This window comes from Undibacterium sp. Ji83W (genome assembly GCF_049340385.1).
Lineage (GTDB): Bacteria > Pseudomonadota > Gammaproteobacteria > Burkholderiales > Burkholderiaceae_D > Undibacterium.
In genome coordinates, this window is the sequence record NZ_JBMPOZ010000002.1 from 19,751 (window position 1) to 34,932 (window position 15,182).

Consider the following 15,182-nt stretch of genomic DNA (forward strand, 5'->3'; position numbering starts at 1 on the left):
TGAAAATAGCTGTACTTGTTCTTGATCACTGACGATGAAAGAGTAAGGGTGTATCAAGGTGTGTAAATGGCCTCAGGCTTGGTCACAGTCATGCCATCACCCAGGTAAAAGCTGGGGTGAGGGGGCTGGTTGTAACCGGCATTTTGCCCTGCCACCTGCATCCTGTATTGCGGATTGTGCATCAGGCTGGTGATGCGATGTGGTGTTGGTATGGTGGTGCTGAATACCAGCAGGGCGGTGTCGTCACTATTGCGCCAGACGACTTCCTCGCGCCAGTCGCCAAACAAGTCCGCCGACAGCACAGGTGTAGATTTGGTGCCATTGTTGGATGCGGCATTATAAGTTGCACCATTGAGCAAACGTTCGAAGGCGAAGGCTTTTGGATTCCATTTTTCTATCAGGGTGCCATCCAGCGATTCACGCAACAGATCGCCATCCCACCAGACAGCGAAGTTGACGCGACGCGGATGCTGGGGTGAAATTTCGACGCCGCCAGCACTCATCAAACCACCGACTGATCCCCAGCATTCTTCACCAGGGTAAGCCGGATCTATGTCCATGCAGACGCCACGACCGACATCGGCGCCTTTGCCATCTACACTCCAGAGTATCTTTCCGGTAGCGGCATCATGCATTTCCAGTCCGTGTGCGCCATAGCAGCTTGGCGTTTCATGTACCATGTAAATTTGCTGTCCCGGGCGATTGGGATCAAGTTTGCCTACATGCAGGGCATCACCATGGCACAGACCCGTGCTGTACAGCATTTTGCCGTTACTGCCTACAGTGGCAGCACCATAGATGAGGTCGTCCTTGCCATCGCCGTCTACATCGGCCACCGACATCCAGTGTGCACCCTGGTGATTGACCGGGCCACCTTCTATATCGCTGTCAAATGTCCAGCGGCTAGTGAGTTTGCCGTCGCGCCAGTCCCAGGCCGCAATCACTGCACGGGTGTAGTAGCCACGCGAAAAGACAGCGCTTGGACGTTCTCCATCCAGAAACGCTACCGTTCCGAGAAAACGGTCTACCCGGTTCCCATAAGCATCACCCCAGGCAGCAACATCACCGCGTGCAGGGATATAGTTGGTGCTGGCCATGGCGGCACCGGTCATGCCATTGAAGACAGTCAGGTATTCAGGGCCGGATAAAATGTATCCCTTGTTATTGCGATAGTCAGCAGCGGCATTGCCGATGACTTTGCCCTTGCCATCTATGGTGCCATCTGCAGTTTTCATCATGACTTCTGCTTTGCCATCACCATCGAAGTCGTACGCGAGGAAGGTGGTGTAATGCGCACCCGCACGGATGTTCTTGCCCAGATCGATGCGCCACAACAATTTGCCATCGAGCTTGTAGGCATCCACATAGGTATTGCCGGTGTAGCCAGCCTGGGAATTATCCTTGGCGTTAGTAGGCTGCCATTTGACGATGAGCTCATACTCGCCATCACCGTCAAGATCGGCTGCAGAACCATCATTCAGTGCATAGCTGTAACTTGATCCATCAGGGGTAATGCCGTCGGCCGGTTTTTGTACGGGTATGGTTTTATACAAATTGCTCCATGTGCTTTTGGGCGCATCTGCCAGCAATTCAGCACCGTCAATGACCGGGCGTATGGTGTAGCTGCTAGCTGATGTACCTGCATCGTCGGTGAAATTGGTGAGTTTTTGGGGCACGCGATTTAATTTCTCTGACCCACGATAAATATTGAAACTGATATTGTCAGGATCGGTTCCCAGCAGACGCCAACTGATGAAATTGCTTTTACCGGTATTGATGGCGACGACACCGCGATCCAGTTTTTCCATCTGCTTGCCACGCGGCGACGCGCTGGCAAGGCTTATGGCTTTTGCTTTAACAGCGGCAGTGGTCGCTTCGGCCTGCACCTGACTGCTGCAAACACCAGCCAGGCTGGCGAATACCAAGACACTGGTCAATACATGATTGATTTTCATATTTGCAGATTTCCGTTTGTCATTAGCGTTGCAGGTTGGAAGGGCTTGGCACCAGCTCCAGCGGCGCACCGCCACGGGCTGCGCGTATCTTGACCAATTCCAGCGGCTCCAGCGCATTCGCAGCTTTGCCATCAGTACTGACGGCCAATGTAAGCGTATTTTCACCATTCGGATTCAATATGCCCGGTGGCAAAATGAAAAGACGTTGTGGACCTATATGAGAAATGAAATTCCCTATATTCCAGCCATTGACAAAAATCAGGACGCGATTTCTGCGGTCAGAGCGTGGCTGACTGGTATCACCTATGGCCAGACCCAGTTGTACATCATGGCCTGCCGGCATATCCAGGGTGAAATTGGTACGCAACCAGTAAGTACCTGCCGCTGGTGGCGCGGCGTCGGGACTGGTTTTCTCCCAGCCGCTATTATTTTTCTCGGCATCAGGCTTCGCACCAACCGGCAAATACCAGCCTGCACGTTCACCATAGAGGCCGCCGTTATTCATGGGGCCACGTACCAGGTCAGCAATTTCTTCACCACCTTTATTGCCCTGGATTTTCCAGTTGATAGGTGTAGCAAATTTCTCTTTGATGTCATGCGTCAGCGACGCACTGATCAAGCCACGTGCGACTTTATGTTCGTCATCCGCTGCCAGGTCCCAGTTGTGGGAATTATTTCTGACCATGACCGACAGTACATGTTCGTCTGCATGCAATGCTTCGGCGGGCAGTTTGAAGCTGGCCGTGCCCCAGTTGTCTGGCTTGGGTTTCCCTGTCGGCATTTCATTTTCGCCGATGTAGACACCATCCAGCCAAAGTTGCATGAAACCTGCACCACCGCCGCCATAGCTTATTTTCAATTGTTCAGGCAGTGGTTTACCAGCCTGGACCTTGAAATTGCCACGGTACCAGACATCGCCATGGTGAAAGCCATAATCACTCATGCTGAGTATGGGTTGACCAGCAGGAGGTGTGGTCTTCACGGTAGCCGCAGTTGTAGTCAGGTCAGTCTTGCGCCATTTGCTGTCGTCGAAGACTTTGGCTGCCTCTGGCGAATCCATGCGGCGCATCCATGTCTGTTGCATCAGTTTTGGCAAAACAATGTCAGCAGGACCAGTCAGGGGCTCAGTCGACAAACTGCCATCAACATTCTTGTTGCTGGCGATGGCGACTGTATTCCAGGTGATGTGCGTGACGGCTTTTGGTGCCCATATCTCCAGCTTACTACTTTCGTGAGTATCTCCACTCAGGTGCAAAGTGCTGCCTTGCACGCTGGCCTGACGCACCAGTGCTGGCGAACGCTCAAGGACAGGGCCGTGTGCGGTTTCCTGACGCCAGAAGTTGCGGCCAGTTTCGTCATCCGCCAGCAAGAGCAGTAAATCTGCTTTGCCACCACCACTGATGCGCACACGTATCAAATCCTTGTGTACATAATTTAATCGCAGATCGCCCGTTTGCTGATCAAATACTGCATTGGCTGCACCTTCCAGTACTTCGACCTTTGGCGCTGATTGATAACGCAGTACGGTTTCGCCATCCTCGCCCTTGCGGCCATACAGCAAGGCGATATCGCGCTCACTTTGTTGCAGGTGGGTCTGGGTATCGGATGTGGTGTAGACCAGATGCTGACGCTCCATTGCATAGTCAGACAACAGCAGTTTGACGTTCTGGTCCTTGATGCGCAAAGTACCTGCCTGTGGGATCTGGTAGCTGCCATCGCGTGTGCTGAGCTTGAAGCTGAACAATTCTTCTGTGGTTGAATCGGTCTTGGTATGAATGGCGAAAATCAGGTGTGCCTTATTGACGGGGCTGATATTGTGATACAGCCTGACCGCAGGATTGGAGGCGGTGATTGCTTCACCTTTATCCATGGCGCTCAGCACAGATTTGGCGGCATCCACAAAGTGTCCCATCTGCTTCAGTGTCAGGGCTTTTTCGCGCAAGCCACGGCCTTCGTCGATTGCTGCGCCATAATCGTAGGACGTATACACCACCTGCGCTGGCAACCAGCCCCAGGATGTGCCGCCATACATCATGTAGATAGAATGGATGGAAATGCCATTGATCAGATTTGCACCATAGAAGGTGCGTACATAATTCGATCCTGTGCGTTGCGCGGTGCAATCATAGGTGCCGACGCTACCCCAGAAATCAAACCAGCCGCCGCCCATTTCTGCCGCAAAACCTGGTGTATTCGGCGAGGCGAGGGCACCAATCTTGACTGGCCCGGTTCCGGTATAGGCAGGAATTTCGCCGTACATGCCCCAGTTGGGCACGACATTCGGTTTACCAATTTCCTTGGTATTGGTACAGCCACCACCCGGATAACCGTCAAAACTGTACAAATCGGTGGGGCCAGGCACTGCATAGGGCGCGCTGGAATTGGGTGGCGTCCAGTTAGGCAGGCGACCTGCAGAATTGTGGAACAGTGGCACGCTGATGCCATCGGCCCTGGCTTTGTCTGCCAGATGCTGCATGTAGCGCTTATGCGTATCCGAGGTATTTGATAATTCGTTTTCCAGCTGATAGGCAATCACGGTGCCGCCACCTGTGGTGATTTGGTGGCGCGCGATAATCGCATCAATCTGGGTCAGCCATTCGTCAGCAGACTGCATATATTCAGCTGCATCGGTACGGGCAATTGCCTTTTGCCTGGACAGATAACCGGGGAAGCCGCCCAGTGTCAGCTCCGCATTCACATACGGGCCGGGGCGGGCAATGACATACATGCCTTCCTGTTCTGCCATTTCTATCGCCAGTTCTACATTGCGTATGCTGGAAAAATCATATTGATTCGGGCGTGACGAGTGATAACCCCAGTCAAAGTAAATCGCCACAGTGTTGAGTCCGGTGGCTTTCATTTTTTGTATGACATCACGCCACAGTGAGGGATTGGGTAACCTGAAAGGGTGAAATTCACCTGCCCAGATCATTTCCCTTTTGCCGTCTATCATCAGCGAGTGTTTATCCCAGGTGATCTTTTTCGCTGGCGATTTTGCGGCAGTGGCCTGTTCCAGGACTTTGGTAGGTTCACTGATGACAGTGAAGTGACGTACCGCACCCGACACACCACCCAGTTCCTGCTTGGTTGTCCAGGTTTTGAAATTGTCCTTGCTGTCAGAATACCAGTAATGCTTGGTCGTATAGTCGTCAAAGTAAATGCGCCAGCCGCCATTTTTCAGCTTGACCAGGGCCTGACCTTCCGAGGGCTTGCCCCAGCCTGCCCAGTCGCCAGTTTTTTCCACTTTCCAAGGGCCAGTAAGGGCAGGGGCAGTCGCCATCTCTATGTATTTGCTGGTTTCATTTTTAGTGAAAACCACATAGCGTGACCCGTCCTTGACGGGGAAGGTATCAATATAATTATTTTGCAGGCCTGCCATGGCCTGGGCTTGTGAGAAATTGGCATACGTCTTGTCCAGCGCATGCAGTACATAGGCTCCAAAGGGGCCCTTGGTTCCCTGAGTTGATACTGAGACGACGATGTGGACAGTGCCATCACTGTCGGTAAACCATTCTGGTGCCCAGACATTGCTGACTTTGGCATTCGCGTCTGGCAATTGCAGACGTACGTCACGCACGTGCTGCCAGTGGCGCAGGTCGCGGCTTTTGGCGACACCAAAGGTATCGCCAGTCCAGCCGGTCGTGTAAATCACATAATAATAGCCATCATCTGCATGCAAAATCGATGGATCACGCAGCAGGCCCTGTGGTGGTGTATACGCTTCTGAGGCAAGTGGTGCAAAGCTGGTGCCGTCGTAAGAAGTGAACAGGCTGAGCTTGTTTTGTGATGTAGAAGGAAAGGCCGACATCAGGAAGCTGGTGTCACCCTTGAGCGGAATCACTTTTGGGTTGGCATTCGGTGGCGCAACCGTACTGTTGGTCTGAACCTTGTTGGTACTGGTCAGCCCGAAACTGTCCATCAGGGCATCACCGGTGACGGGGGAACTTTGTGGCGGATTTTGAGGCTGCACTGTATTTTGTGCCTGCGCATGTACCAAGCTTACGCTGCACGTCAATGCCAGCATAGTTAATCGTAATCGTACTACTGAGCGTACTACTGAATTCATCATTTTCCTTCTGACCATAGTCAAACAAAGAATTGGTAATGAGTAGATGAATGCCCACACCGGGCGATGAGCCATGTCCATCTGGCCTGGGAACTTGATTTTCTTGGACTTGGTGTGAGATGTCTCTGTTTTTTATGGCTACATTAATTTAAGACTGCAGCTTATTATTTCGAGTATCAATTTGGCGGTAAAGCATGTCAACAGCAAGAAGTGATGTAATCACGCTGATGAGCAATAGCAGATTACTTTCGCTTTATTCAAGCAATTCAGTGTGCGCAATATCTTATCCACCAGATCAGGTCAGGATAATTGATGCTTTTCATGCGAATTGCTCAGGGACTTGCTCACCATTAATCATCAAGTTGAACATTTTGACCAGATGTCCCCTCGTTTTTTAATGGTAATCTCGATTGATATTTTGCATGGATAAAAAGAAAAATGCCGTGTCAAATCCATTAAAAAGATCAGTTGGAGACAAGAAGATTGAATAAACAGACATCATCGCCATTACGACGTGGTCTTTTGCGCATGTTTGGCACAGGAGCCTTAGTTGCTACGTTGCCCATGTATGCGCTGCCAGTGATGGCGCAAGGGAAAGCTACTGCCAACACCAATCAGCTGGGTAATTTTAATGTCAGGGGTTTCGGTGCCAGCGGCAATGGCAAGAAGCTTGATACTGATGCTATTAACCGCGCGATTAAAGCTGCTGCGGCAGCGGGAGGTGGAACAGTATACTTCCCGGCTGGTAAATACCTGAGTTTTTCGATTCGCCTGCAAAGCCATGTCACTCTGTATCTGGATGCTGGTGCCACCCTGATTGCTGCAGACCCTGCAAAACACGGTGGTAGTTACGATGAGGCAGAACCAAACGAATGGGATGCCTATCAGGATTTTGGGCATAGCCATTGGCACAATAGCCTGATCTGGGGCGAAAATCTTGAACACATCGCTATTTTGGGTAGCGGACTCATCTATGGTGCCGGTTTAACTCATGCTGGCCCAGGGCCACGCCGCACCGCCAAGCCAGGTGATATGCCACTCAGTCTTGGTAATAGCGATCCGCATGGTGAGCGTGGTAATGGCAAGGCTTATGGTGCTGATATGGTGGGGAAGGGCAATAAAGCGATTGCCCTTAAAAACTGTAAAAACATTATCTTGCGTGATATCAGTATTTTCAACGGTGGCCACTTCGCCTTGCTGGCAACAGCTGCCGACAATATGACGATAGATAATTTGAAGGTGGATACCGACCGAGATGGTTTTGACATAGATTGTTGCCGCAATGTGCATATCTCAAATTGCAGTATCAATTCTCCCAATGATGACGCGATATGCCTGAAAAGTTCATACGCACTGGGTTATAAACGTTTTACCGAAAATATCAGCATCACTAATTGCCAGGTATCCGGTTTTGACCTGGGTACTTTTCTTGATGGCAGTTTCCAGCGCAAGCAGGAATTTGCGCCCGATAAAGAAGGCGTGGCTGGGCGCATCAAACTGGGTACAGAATCAAACGGTGGTTTCCGGAATATTGCAATTTCAAATTGCGTTTTTGAACGTTGCCGTGGGCTGGCCATAGAAAGTGTGGACGGTGCCATCATAGAGGATATCAGTGTCAACAATCTGACCATGCGTGATTTGACCAATCCACCGATATTCATTCGCCTTGGCAGTCGCTTGCGAGCCCCTGATGGTGCAACAACGGGTGCCATACGACGCATCAATATCAGCAATGTCACAGTGTCGGGCGCTGATTCACGCTATGCATCCATCATCAGCGGCGTGCCTGGTTATCCTATAGAAGACGTGCGTATCAGTAACCTGCATGTCTTGCATCAGGGTGGTGGTGACCTTGGCAAAGCAACTGCCAATCCGCCAGAAAATGCAGGTAGTTATCCCGAACCCAGCATGTTTGGTCTAAGTCCTGCACACGCATTGTTTGCCCGTCATGTCAATAACCTGGAGTTGCATCATGTCGATATTAAATATGCGCAGCCAGACAGCAGGCCAGCCTTTGTTTTGCATGATGTGAGTCGTGCTTATTTTGGTCAGGTGAATTTCCCTCAGCAATCTGGCACGTCAGGTTTTAACCTGCAGGACGTGAAGGACTTCTCTGTCAAAGATTGTAGTGGCATGGCAGATATCCAGCGTAAAAAGGTAGAGCGCGAGATTCTGTAGTTGTACATCACTGGTTGTGCGTTACTGGCCGCGCATTACTGCGGCAGGCTGTCTATATTTTCTCAATTTATATACCTACCATGTCAACATCTCGTGTCTCTCGTCATCAACGCAGGCTTTTGCTGATTTCATCATTTATTGCTGCGACAGTGTCGGCATCAATTGTGTCAGCGAGAGCCGTTGACCAATATGCATCAGGTGGAAATTCGCCAGGCTATGACATGGCACCAGAAACCCGGCTGGAAGTGGTAGAAGCTGCCGTTGCCGCACTGCCAGTCAGCAATGTGCGCGGGCCATTTCAGGCAAACTGGGATTCATTGAAGAAAAATTACCAGGTCCCTGCCTGGTTCAATGAAGCCAAGTTTGGTATTTTCATGCACTGGGGCCTGTATTCTGTTCCTGCGCATCACAATGAGTGGTACGAAAAGCATATGTATGGCGCTGACAGGCAATGGCATGCCAGTCATTTTGGTGAACAGGAAAAATTCGGCTACAAGGATTTTATTCCCATGTTCAAACAGGAGAAATTCGATCCTGATGCGTGGGCAAGCTTGCTCAAAAAATCGGGTGCCAGGTTTGTTGTGCCTAGTGCACAGCACCATGATAATTTTGCGATGTGGGATAGCGCTGTCACGCATTTCAATGCCAGGCAGATGGGCCCGGGCCGTGACCTGATCGGTGAATTAGCCAAGTCGGTGCGTGCGCAGGGCTTGAAGTTCGGGGTTTCCAACCATGGCATAGAGAATTTCCAGTTCATCAATCCTCCTGCTGATCTGGCCGCCAGGTTGAAAGCAAAAAAAGCTGATCTGTATGATCCTGAATGGGCTGATTTTTATCATGTTGCTGACCGCAGTGACGAGGCGTGCAAGAAGTTTTTGGTTGACTGGTATTTGCGCAATGTGGAGCTGATAGATAAATATCAGCCAGACATGCTGTGGTTTGACAATGGTGTTGACCAACGCTATCTTGATCCGCTCAAATTGCAGATTGCCGCTTATTATTACAATCGTGCCAGTCAGTGGGGCAGGGAAGTCTCACTGAGCACCAAGAAAGCAGCCTATTCGCCAAGCAATCAAAATACCGAGACCATAGGCTCCATCATTGATTTTGAGAAAATCGGTGAAAGATCGCCTTCCGGCATTCGCCCCGGTGCCTGGCAGGTGGATGAGCCCATAGGCAGCACCTGGGGCTATACCGATGGCATGAAGATCGCCACTCCGGCCAGCATTATTGCCAAACTGGCCGACACCGTCAGTAAAAATGGTACTTTACTGTTGAATATTTCACCCAAGGCAGATGGCACTATTCCACAAGAACAGCAAGAGACCTTGCTAGCCATTGGTCAATGGCTGGAGGTGAATGGTGAGGCGATTTACGGCACGCATAGCTGGAGCAGTTTTGGTATAGGTGGTGGCCGTAATGAAGCAGGCCCACATATTCGATTTACCGTAAAAGCAGATAGCCTGTATGCCATCGTCATTGGTGCAAAACCGGGAGCAGAGTTGTTGATTGCGCCATTGGCTCCCGCGAAAGCACCAGGAAAAATCACGCAAGTCAATTTGCTGGGTGCTGCAGAAAACCTGACATTCGTGCATGACCAGGCCGGTTTGAAGCTGCAATTGCCGCAAAAACTGCCAACCTCATCTGCTTACACACTGAAAATCACTGGCTTGAAGATGAATCCGTCCAGCACAACACGCTCTGGCAATCCGGCCTGGTAATCAACGTGCTGGCAATCCGGCCTGGTAATCAACGTGCTGGCACAGGTTTTCCTCATCTGCTCATGTCAGAAGCTATGCCAAATTCATATACTTTGGGGTAGTTAATTCATATTTCTTATCATGAGTGCCCATCTACACTCATGACTTCATTTGCTTAGCCATTGCGTCATGAAAATAACAAAACTGACTACTTACCGTGTCCCGCCAAGGTGGATGTTACTCAAAATAGAAACCGATGAGGGCATCGTTGGTTGGGGCGAGCCAGTCATTGAAGGACGGGCACGTACTGTAGAAACAGCTGTGCAGGAATTTGCTCACTATCTGATAGGGCAAGACCCGGCCCGCATCAACGACCTCTGGCAAGTCATGTATCGCGGCAGTTTTTATCGCGGTGGTGCCATTCTCATGAGCGCCATGGCCGGTATTGATCAGGCTTTGTGGGATATCAAGGGCAAAGCTCTTGGCGTGCCGGTATATCAATTGCTGGGTGGCCTGGTGCGTGACCGCATGAAGACCTATAGTTGGGTCGGCGGTGATAGACCTGCTGACGTGATTGCTGATATACACCGGTTGCGTGAAGCGGGCTTTGATACCTTCAAGATGAACGGTACGGAAGAATTTGGCATCATCGACAGCGCGGCGGCAGTTGATGCAGCGGTGGGGCGTATTGCTGAAATTCGCGGTGCCTTTGGTAATCAGATTGAATTCGGTATTGATTTTCATGGCCGTGTTGCAGCACCCATGGCCAAGGTCTTGTTGCGTGCTCTGGAACCATATCGTCCCTTGTTTGTGGAAGAGCCAGTGCTGGCGGAGCAGGCGGAATATTATCCACGCCTGGCAGAAAGTACCTCAATACCGCTGGCCGCAGGCGAACGCATGTATTCACGCTTTGAATTCAAACGGGTGTTTCAGGAGGGCGGCATCGCCATCGTCCAGCCTGATCTGTCACACGCGGGTGGAATTTCTGAATGCCATAAAATTGCCGCCATGGCAGAAGCCTATGACATTGCCCTGGCACCACATTGCCCCTTGGGGCCGATTGCGCTTGCGGCATGTTTGCAACTTGACTTTGTAGCCCATAACGCAGTCTTGCAAGAGCAGAGCATGGGCATCCATTACAACAAGGATGCAGAGCTGCTTGACTACGTCATCAATCGTGAAGATTTGCGCATTACCGATGGCTATATTGCGGCCTTGCCGAAGCCTGGCTTGGGCGTGGAAATTGATGAAGAACGCGTAAAAGAAGCCAGCCTGCGTGCCCCTGACTGGCGCAATCCGCTATGGCGCCATCCTGATGGCAGTGTTGCGGAATGGTAAGAATGGTACAAATGAATACCGCGCAAGGCAAGGCAGTTCTGCCTTTGGACGCGAAAGAAAATGTCAGCCTGATCGGTATTGACTGGGGTAGTACAGGCTTGCGGATTTTCTTGATCGGACAGAATGGGCAGCTTATCGATAGCCGGGAAGCGGCTTCTGGTATCTCTGTCATGCAGGGCGGGCAAGCGGCTTATGTGCAGGTACTGCAGGAACTGGCGGGTGACTGGCTGATGAGTTGGCCTGATGCTCCTTTGCTGGCTTGTGGCATGGTCGGCAGCAAGCATGGCTGGCAAGAGGTGTCGTATGTGCAAAGTCCGGCGGACGCACGGGATATTGCTATCAATATCCTATCTATGGATGCAGGAGATTTGCGCTCTGTGCCTTCACGCCTGGGTATTGTGCCGGGTTTGTTATATCGCGGCGATGCACCTGACGTCATGCGTGGCGAAGAAACCCAGATTGTCGGTGCACTGCAAGGGCAGCCAGACTGGGCTAGCCAGTCATGCATAGTCATGCCGGGTACGCATTCGAAATGGGCCAGTATCGTAGACGGAAAGGTGCATGCTTTTGCCACGCATATGACAGGTGAATTGTTTGCCGTGCTCAAGCAGCATTCAGTCCTTGGCCGACTGATGCCTTTGGAGCATGGTGGAATTGATGATGCCAGCTTCATTGCTGGCCTGGATGCTGCCCGCAAGATGATGGGCCAGGGTTTGAGTCATCAATTGTTCAGTGTGCGCACGCTGGGTTTGATGGGTGACATGTCGCCTGGTGGACTGGCTGACTATCTGTCTGGCTTGTTGATCGCCAACGAATTATTGGTCGGTTTGCATTGGCGCTCAGAACGTGGCCTGGCACATGCACCACTGATAGTAATAGGCGATGCCTCTCTTTGCGCACGTTATGTCCTGGCTTTTTCACGCCTGGGTGTCAAACCAGATGCAGTGCTGGCCAATACCGCACCAGCGGGTTTATGGCATCTGGCGGTTACGGCTGGCATGCTGCAACCCTGAATGTGGACATCCACGCTATCCGGAAGAATTTCATGAAAACCATCCCCGCCACATTCGATCAGGCCTTTGCTGATTTGCCCTTGATTGCCATCTTGCGTGGCATACAGCCCGAAGAAGTGAAAGCACTATCCATAGATTTATATGAAGCCGGTTTTCGTATCATAGAAGTCCCGTTGAATTCACCCTCTGCGCTCGAATCCATAGGCATATTGAGCCGTTGCCTGCCAGCAGATGCCCTGGTGGGAGCTGGTACGGTATTGAGTACGGATGCCGTGCGTCAGGTGCGTGATGCTGGCGGGCGATTGATCGTCATGCCGCATGCCGATGTCCAGGTCATCAAGGAGGCTAAAACCCAGGGCCTTTATTGCGTGCCAGGTGCCAGTTCGTTGACGGAGGCATTTGCTGCCATGTACGCAGGTGCAGATGCGGTCAAGCTCTTCCCCGCTGAACTGGTCACGCCACCGATAGTACGTGCCATGCGCGCAGTCTTGCCAGCCAGTTTGCGTCTATTGCCTGTGGGCGGGATTACTCCTGACAATATGCAGCCTTACCTGAAGGCTGGTGTCAGTGGATTTGGTCTGGGGTCTGCCCTGTATAAACCGGGCATGGATGCTGCAGCAGTAAGAACACAGGCACGCAGTTTTGTCAGGGCGATCAGGGAAGGCGTGGAGAAAAATCTCTCCTGAGGCTTAAATTGAGAGCTATGCCAAATTCATATACATAAAACGCAAATTCACACTTGTTCAGGATAGCTGAAATTGTTATTTTACTGTCTGTACTGAAAAGAATTTGCTGGTATAAAGATCCCCAGCATGTAAGTGCCTAGTAGCAATATATAGAATTTATTTACAGAATAGCTATGGAAGTCATGCCACTTTCTCACATTGCATCCTCGGGCCATAAAATGAGCAGCCTGCAACAGGCTGTAGCACATTCAGCCACTTTGGGGGAGGGCCTGAGCTGGCATGGTAGTTCAGAAAGCTGGTGGTGGACCGATATTGAGGCCGCAAGCTTGCAAAGCTGGAAGCCTGATCAAGCTGTGGTTACTTACAGATTGCCAGATCGCCTGGGTTCTTTTGCGCATTGCCGTTCTGGTCGTATTTTACTTGGTCTGGCAAAACGCCTGTGTTTTGCCAGCTTGCCTAAAAATACATCAGGGTCTGCTTCATCTGCACAGTTGACGACAAGTGCTACTGCGGCAGTCCAGTTGGCGGTGCAGTCGCTGGTTGCGGTTGATCCGGCAGAAGCGCGCACACGTGTGAATGATGGGCGTACCGACAGGCGCGGTTATTTCGTATTTGGCACCATGAATGAAGCGCCAGAAAAACGTCCTATTGCCAGTTTTTACCAGTTTTCCATACCTTATGGTTTGCGCCGGCTGGCTTTGCCTGCCGTAGCGATTGCCAACAGTATTTGCTTCAGCCTTGATGGCAAGACCATGTACTTTACCGACACATTAACCCGCCGCATACAACAATGTGACTATGACGCTGAGACTGCCACCGTGCGTAATGTACGCTTGTTCGCCATACCGGAAAGTGATAAAGCCTATCCGGACGGTTCTGTCATTGATCGCAATGGATGCTTGTGGAATGCAGAGTGGGGCGCTGGCAGTGTCGCCCAGTACGCACCTGATGGGCGTTGTCTGCAGCGAATATCAGTGCCGGCCAAAAACCCTACCTGTCCTGCATTTGGCGGCGTCAATGGCGACTATCTCATGGTCAGCAGCGCACGCCAGGAAATGAGTACCGAAGAATTATCACGCATGCCAGCAGCTGGCAGCTTGTTCGCGATGCAGATGGATGCGCCGCTGGCAGTAGCCGATGCCTTATTTGATGACAGTGATGCTGGCTCAGTATTGCCCTTAGTCCCCAAAACAATAAAGAGACAATGATGATGAAAAACGCAATAAGAAATGTATGTGCGCAGCTCTTGAGTGCCACTGGTTTCACCTTATTTACCTTAGCTGCTGGCTGTTTCAGTCTTGCAGCAGTACCTGCAGCACAGGCAGCCGATTCAGTAAAAATAGGTTTCCTGGTGAAACAGGCTGAAGAACCCTGGTTCCAGGATGAATGGCGCTATGCAGAGCAGGCGGCCAAGGAAAAAGGATTTTCCCTGGTGAAAATAGGTGTGGCTAATGGTGAAAAGATGATGGCTGCCATAGACAATCTGGCTGCGCAAAAAGCCCAGGGCTTTGTGATTTGTGCGCCGGATGTCAAACTGGGTATGGCGGTTGAACGTGCCGCCAAAAGAAATAACCTGAAAGTGATGTCGGTCGATGACCAGCTTGTTGATGGCAGTGGCAAGCCAATAGCATCTATCCCGCACATGGGTATTTCTGCCTATGAAATTGGCAAACAGGTTGGTCAGGGGCTGATAGAAGAAATGAAATCACGTGGCTGGAACATGGCCGAAGTTGGTGCCATGCGCATGGCCTTTGATCAACTGCCTACGGCTCGAGAACGTACTCAGGGTGCACTGGATGCGCTAAAGGCTGCAGGTTTTCCGGCTGCCAATATTGTTGATGCAGCACAGGCAAAAACGGATACGGAAAGTGCCTTCAATGCTGCCAATATCGCTTTGACCAAACAAACAAAATTTAAACGATGGCTAGTATTTGGCATGAATGATGAAGCTGTTCTTGGCACAGTGCGTGCAGCCGAGGGCAGAGGCTTGCGTAGTGATGCCGTGATAGGGATAGGCATAGGCGGCAGCAAAACTGCATTAAATGAATTTGCCAAGCCCAGCCCAACTGGATTTTATGGCACGGTATTGATCAGCCCTAAGCGTCATGGTTATGAAACTTCAGTGAACATGTATAAATGGATAGCTGAAAACAAGGCTCCTGCGCCATTGACACTGACTACCGGTGTCTTGATGACACGTCGCAATCAGGGCGATGTACGTGCAGAATTCGGACTTTAGGATACAG

9 protein-coding genes are annotated in these 15,182 nt (G+C 51.0%); 7 read left to right on the plus strand and 2 right to left on the minus strand.

What is annotated here, in order from left to right:
* Positions 1-53: 53 nt before the first annotated feature.
* Together ACO0LD_RS04370 and ACO0LD_RS04375 are read right to left on the minus strand one after the other, a co-directional pair.
* Positions 54-1,955 (minus strand): rhamnogalacturonan lyase, encoded by a 1,902-nt coding sequence (locus ACO0LD_RS04370; RefSeq protein ID WP_423004125.1) that lies wholly within the window; start codon positions 1,953-1,955, stop codon positions 54-56.
* Between the two features lie 22 nt (positions 1,956-1,977).
* Positions 1,978-6,024 carry a beta-galactosidase gene (locus tag ACO0LD_RS04375; RefSeq protein WP_423004127.1) on the minus strand — a complete coding sequence of 1,349 codons (4,047 nt, stop codon included), beginning with the start codon at positions 6,022-6,024 and terminating at the stop codon, positions 1,978-1,980.
* 480 nt (positions 6,025-6,504) lie between these two features.
* Between ACO0LD_RS04375 and ACO0LD_RS04380 the strand changes: the two genes are divergently transcribed.
* The 7 genes from ACO0LD_RS04380 (at position 6,505) to ACO0LD_RS04410 (ending at position 15,175) form a co-directional block, all read left to right on the plus strand.
* Positions 6,505-8,199 carry a rhamnogalacturonidase gene (locus ACO0LD_RS04380; RefSeq protein ID WP_423004129.1) on the plus strand — a complete coding sequence of 565 codons (1,695 nt, stop codon included), beginning with the start codon at positions 6,505-6,507 and terminating at the stop codon, positions 8,197-8,199.
* A gap of 80 nt (positions 8,200-8,279) precedes the next feature.
* Positions 8,280-9,920: an alpha-L-fucosidase gene (locus tag ACO0LD_RS04385; RefSeq protein WP_423004131.1), complete on the plus strand. Its 1,641-nt coding sequence runs from the start codon at positions 8,280-8,282 to the stop codon at positions 9,918-9,920.
* Between the two features lie 168 nt (positions 9,921-10,088).
* Positions 10,089-11,237 (plus strand): galactonate dehydratase, encoded by a 1,149-nt coding sequence (gene dgoD, locus ACO0LD_RS04390; RefSeq protein WP_423004133.1) that lies wholly within the window; start codon positions 10,089-10,091, stop codon positions 11,235-11,237.
* Positions 11,238-11,248: 11 nt separating this feature from the next.
* Positions 11,249-12,250: a 2-dehydro-3-deoxygalactonokinase gene (locus ACO0LD_RS04395; RefSeq protein ID WP_423004135.1), complete on the plus strand. Its 1,002-nt coding sequence runs from the start codon at positions 11,249-11,251 to the stop codon at positions 12,248-12,250.
* A gap of 32 nt (positions 12,251-12,282) precedes the next feature.
* The gene (locus ACO0LD_RS04400) at positions 12,283-12,936 is read left to right on the plus strand and encodes a 2-dehydro-3-deoxy-6-phosphogalactonate aldolase (RefSeq protein ID WP_423004137.1); all 654 of its coding nucleotides are present in this window, start codon (positions 12,283-12,285) and stop codon (positions 12,934-12,936) included.
* 218 nt (positions 12,937-13,154) lie between these two features.
* Positions 13,155-14,144: an SMP-30/gluconolactonase/LRE family protein gene (locus ACO0LD_RS04405; RefSeq protein WP_423004139.1), complete on the plus strand. Its 990-nt coding sequence runs from the start codon at positions 13,155-13,157 to the stop codon at positions 14,142-14,144.
* Between the two features lie 2 nt (positions 14,145-14,146).
* Complete coding sequence (locus ACO0LD_RS04410) at positions 14,147-15,175, plus strand: arabinose ABC transporter substrate-binding protein (protein ID WP_423005021.1); 1,029 nt, start codon at positions 14,147-14,149, stop codon at positions 15,173-15,175.
* The last annotated feature ends 7 nt before the right edge of the window (positions 15,176-15,182 follow it).

Bases quoted from the DNA above. Each gene is read 5' to 3' on its own strand.
- ACO0LD_RS04400 (WP_423004137.1), top strand. From the start codon at position 12,283: ATGAAAACCATCCCCGCCACATTCGATCAGGCCTTTGCTGATTTGCCC.
- ACO0LD_RS04375 (WP_423004127.1), bottom strand. From the start codon at position 6,024: ATGATGAATTCAGTAGTACGCTCAGTAGTACGATTACGATTAACTATG.
- ACO0LD_RS04385 (WP_423004131.1), top strand. From the start codon at position 8,280: ATGTCAACATCTCGTGTCTCTCGTCATCAACGCAGGCTTTTGCTGATT.
- dgoD (WP_423004133.1), top strand. From the start codon at position 10,089: ATGAAAATAACAAAACTGACTACTTACCGTGTCCCGCCAAGGTGGATG.
- ACO0LD_RS04395 (WP_423004135.1), top strand. From the start codon at position 11,249: ATGAATACCGCGCAAGGCAAGGCAGTTCTGCCTTTGGACGCGAAAGAA.
- ACO0LD_RS04370 (WP_423004125.1), bottom strand. From the start codon at position 1,955: ATGAAAATCAATCATGTATTGACCAGTGTCTTGGTATTCGCCAGCCTG.
- ACO0LD_RS04405 (WP_423004139.1), top strand. From the start codon at position 13,155: ATGAGCAGCCTGCAACAGGCTGTAGCACATTCAGCCACTTTGGGGGAG.
- ACO0LD_RS04410 (WP_423005021.1), top strand. From the start codon at position 14,147: ATGAAAAACGCAATAAGAAATGTATGTGCGCAGCTCTTGAGTGCCACT.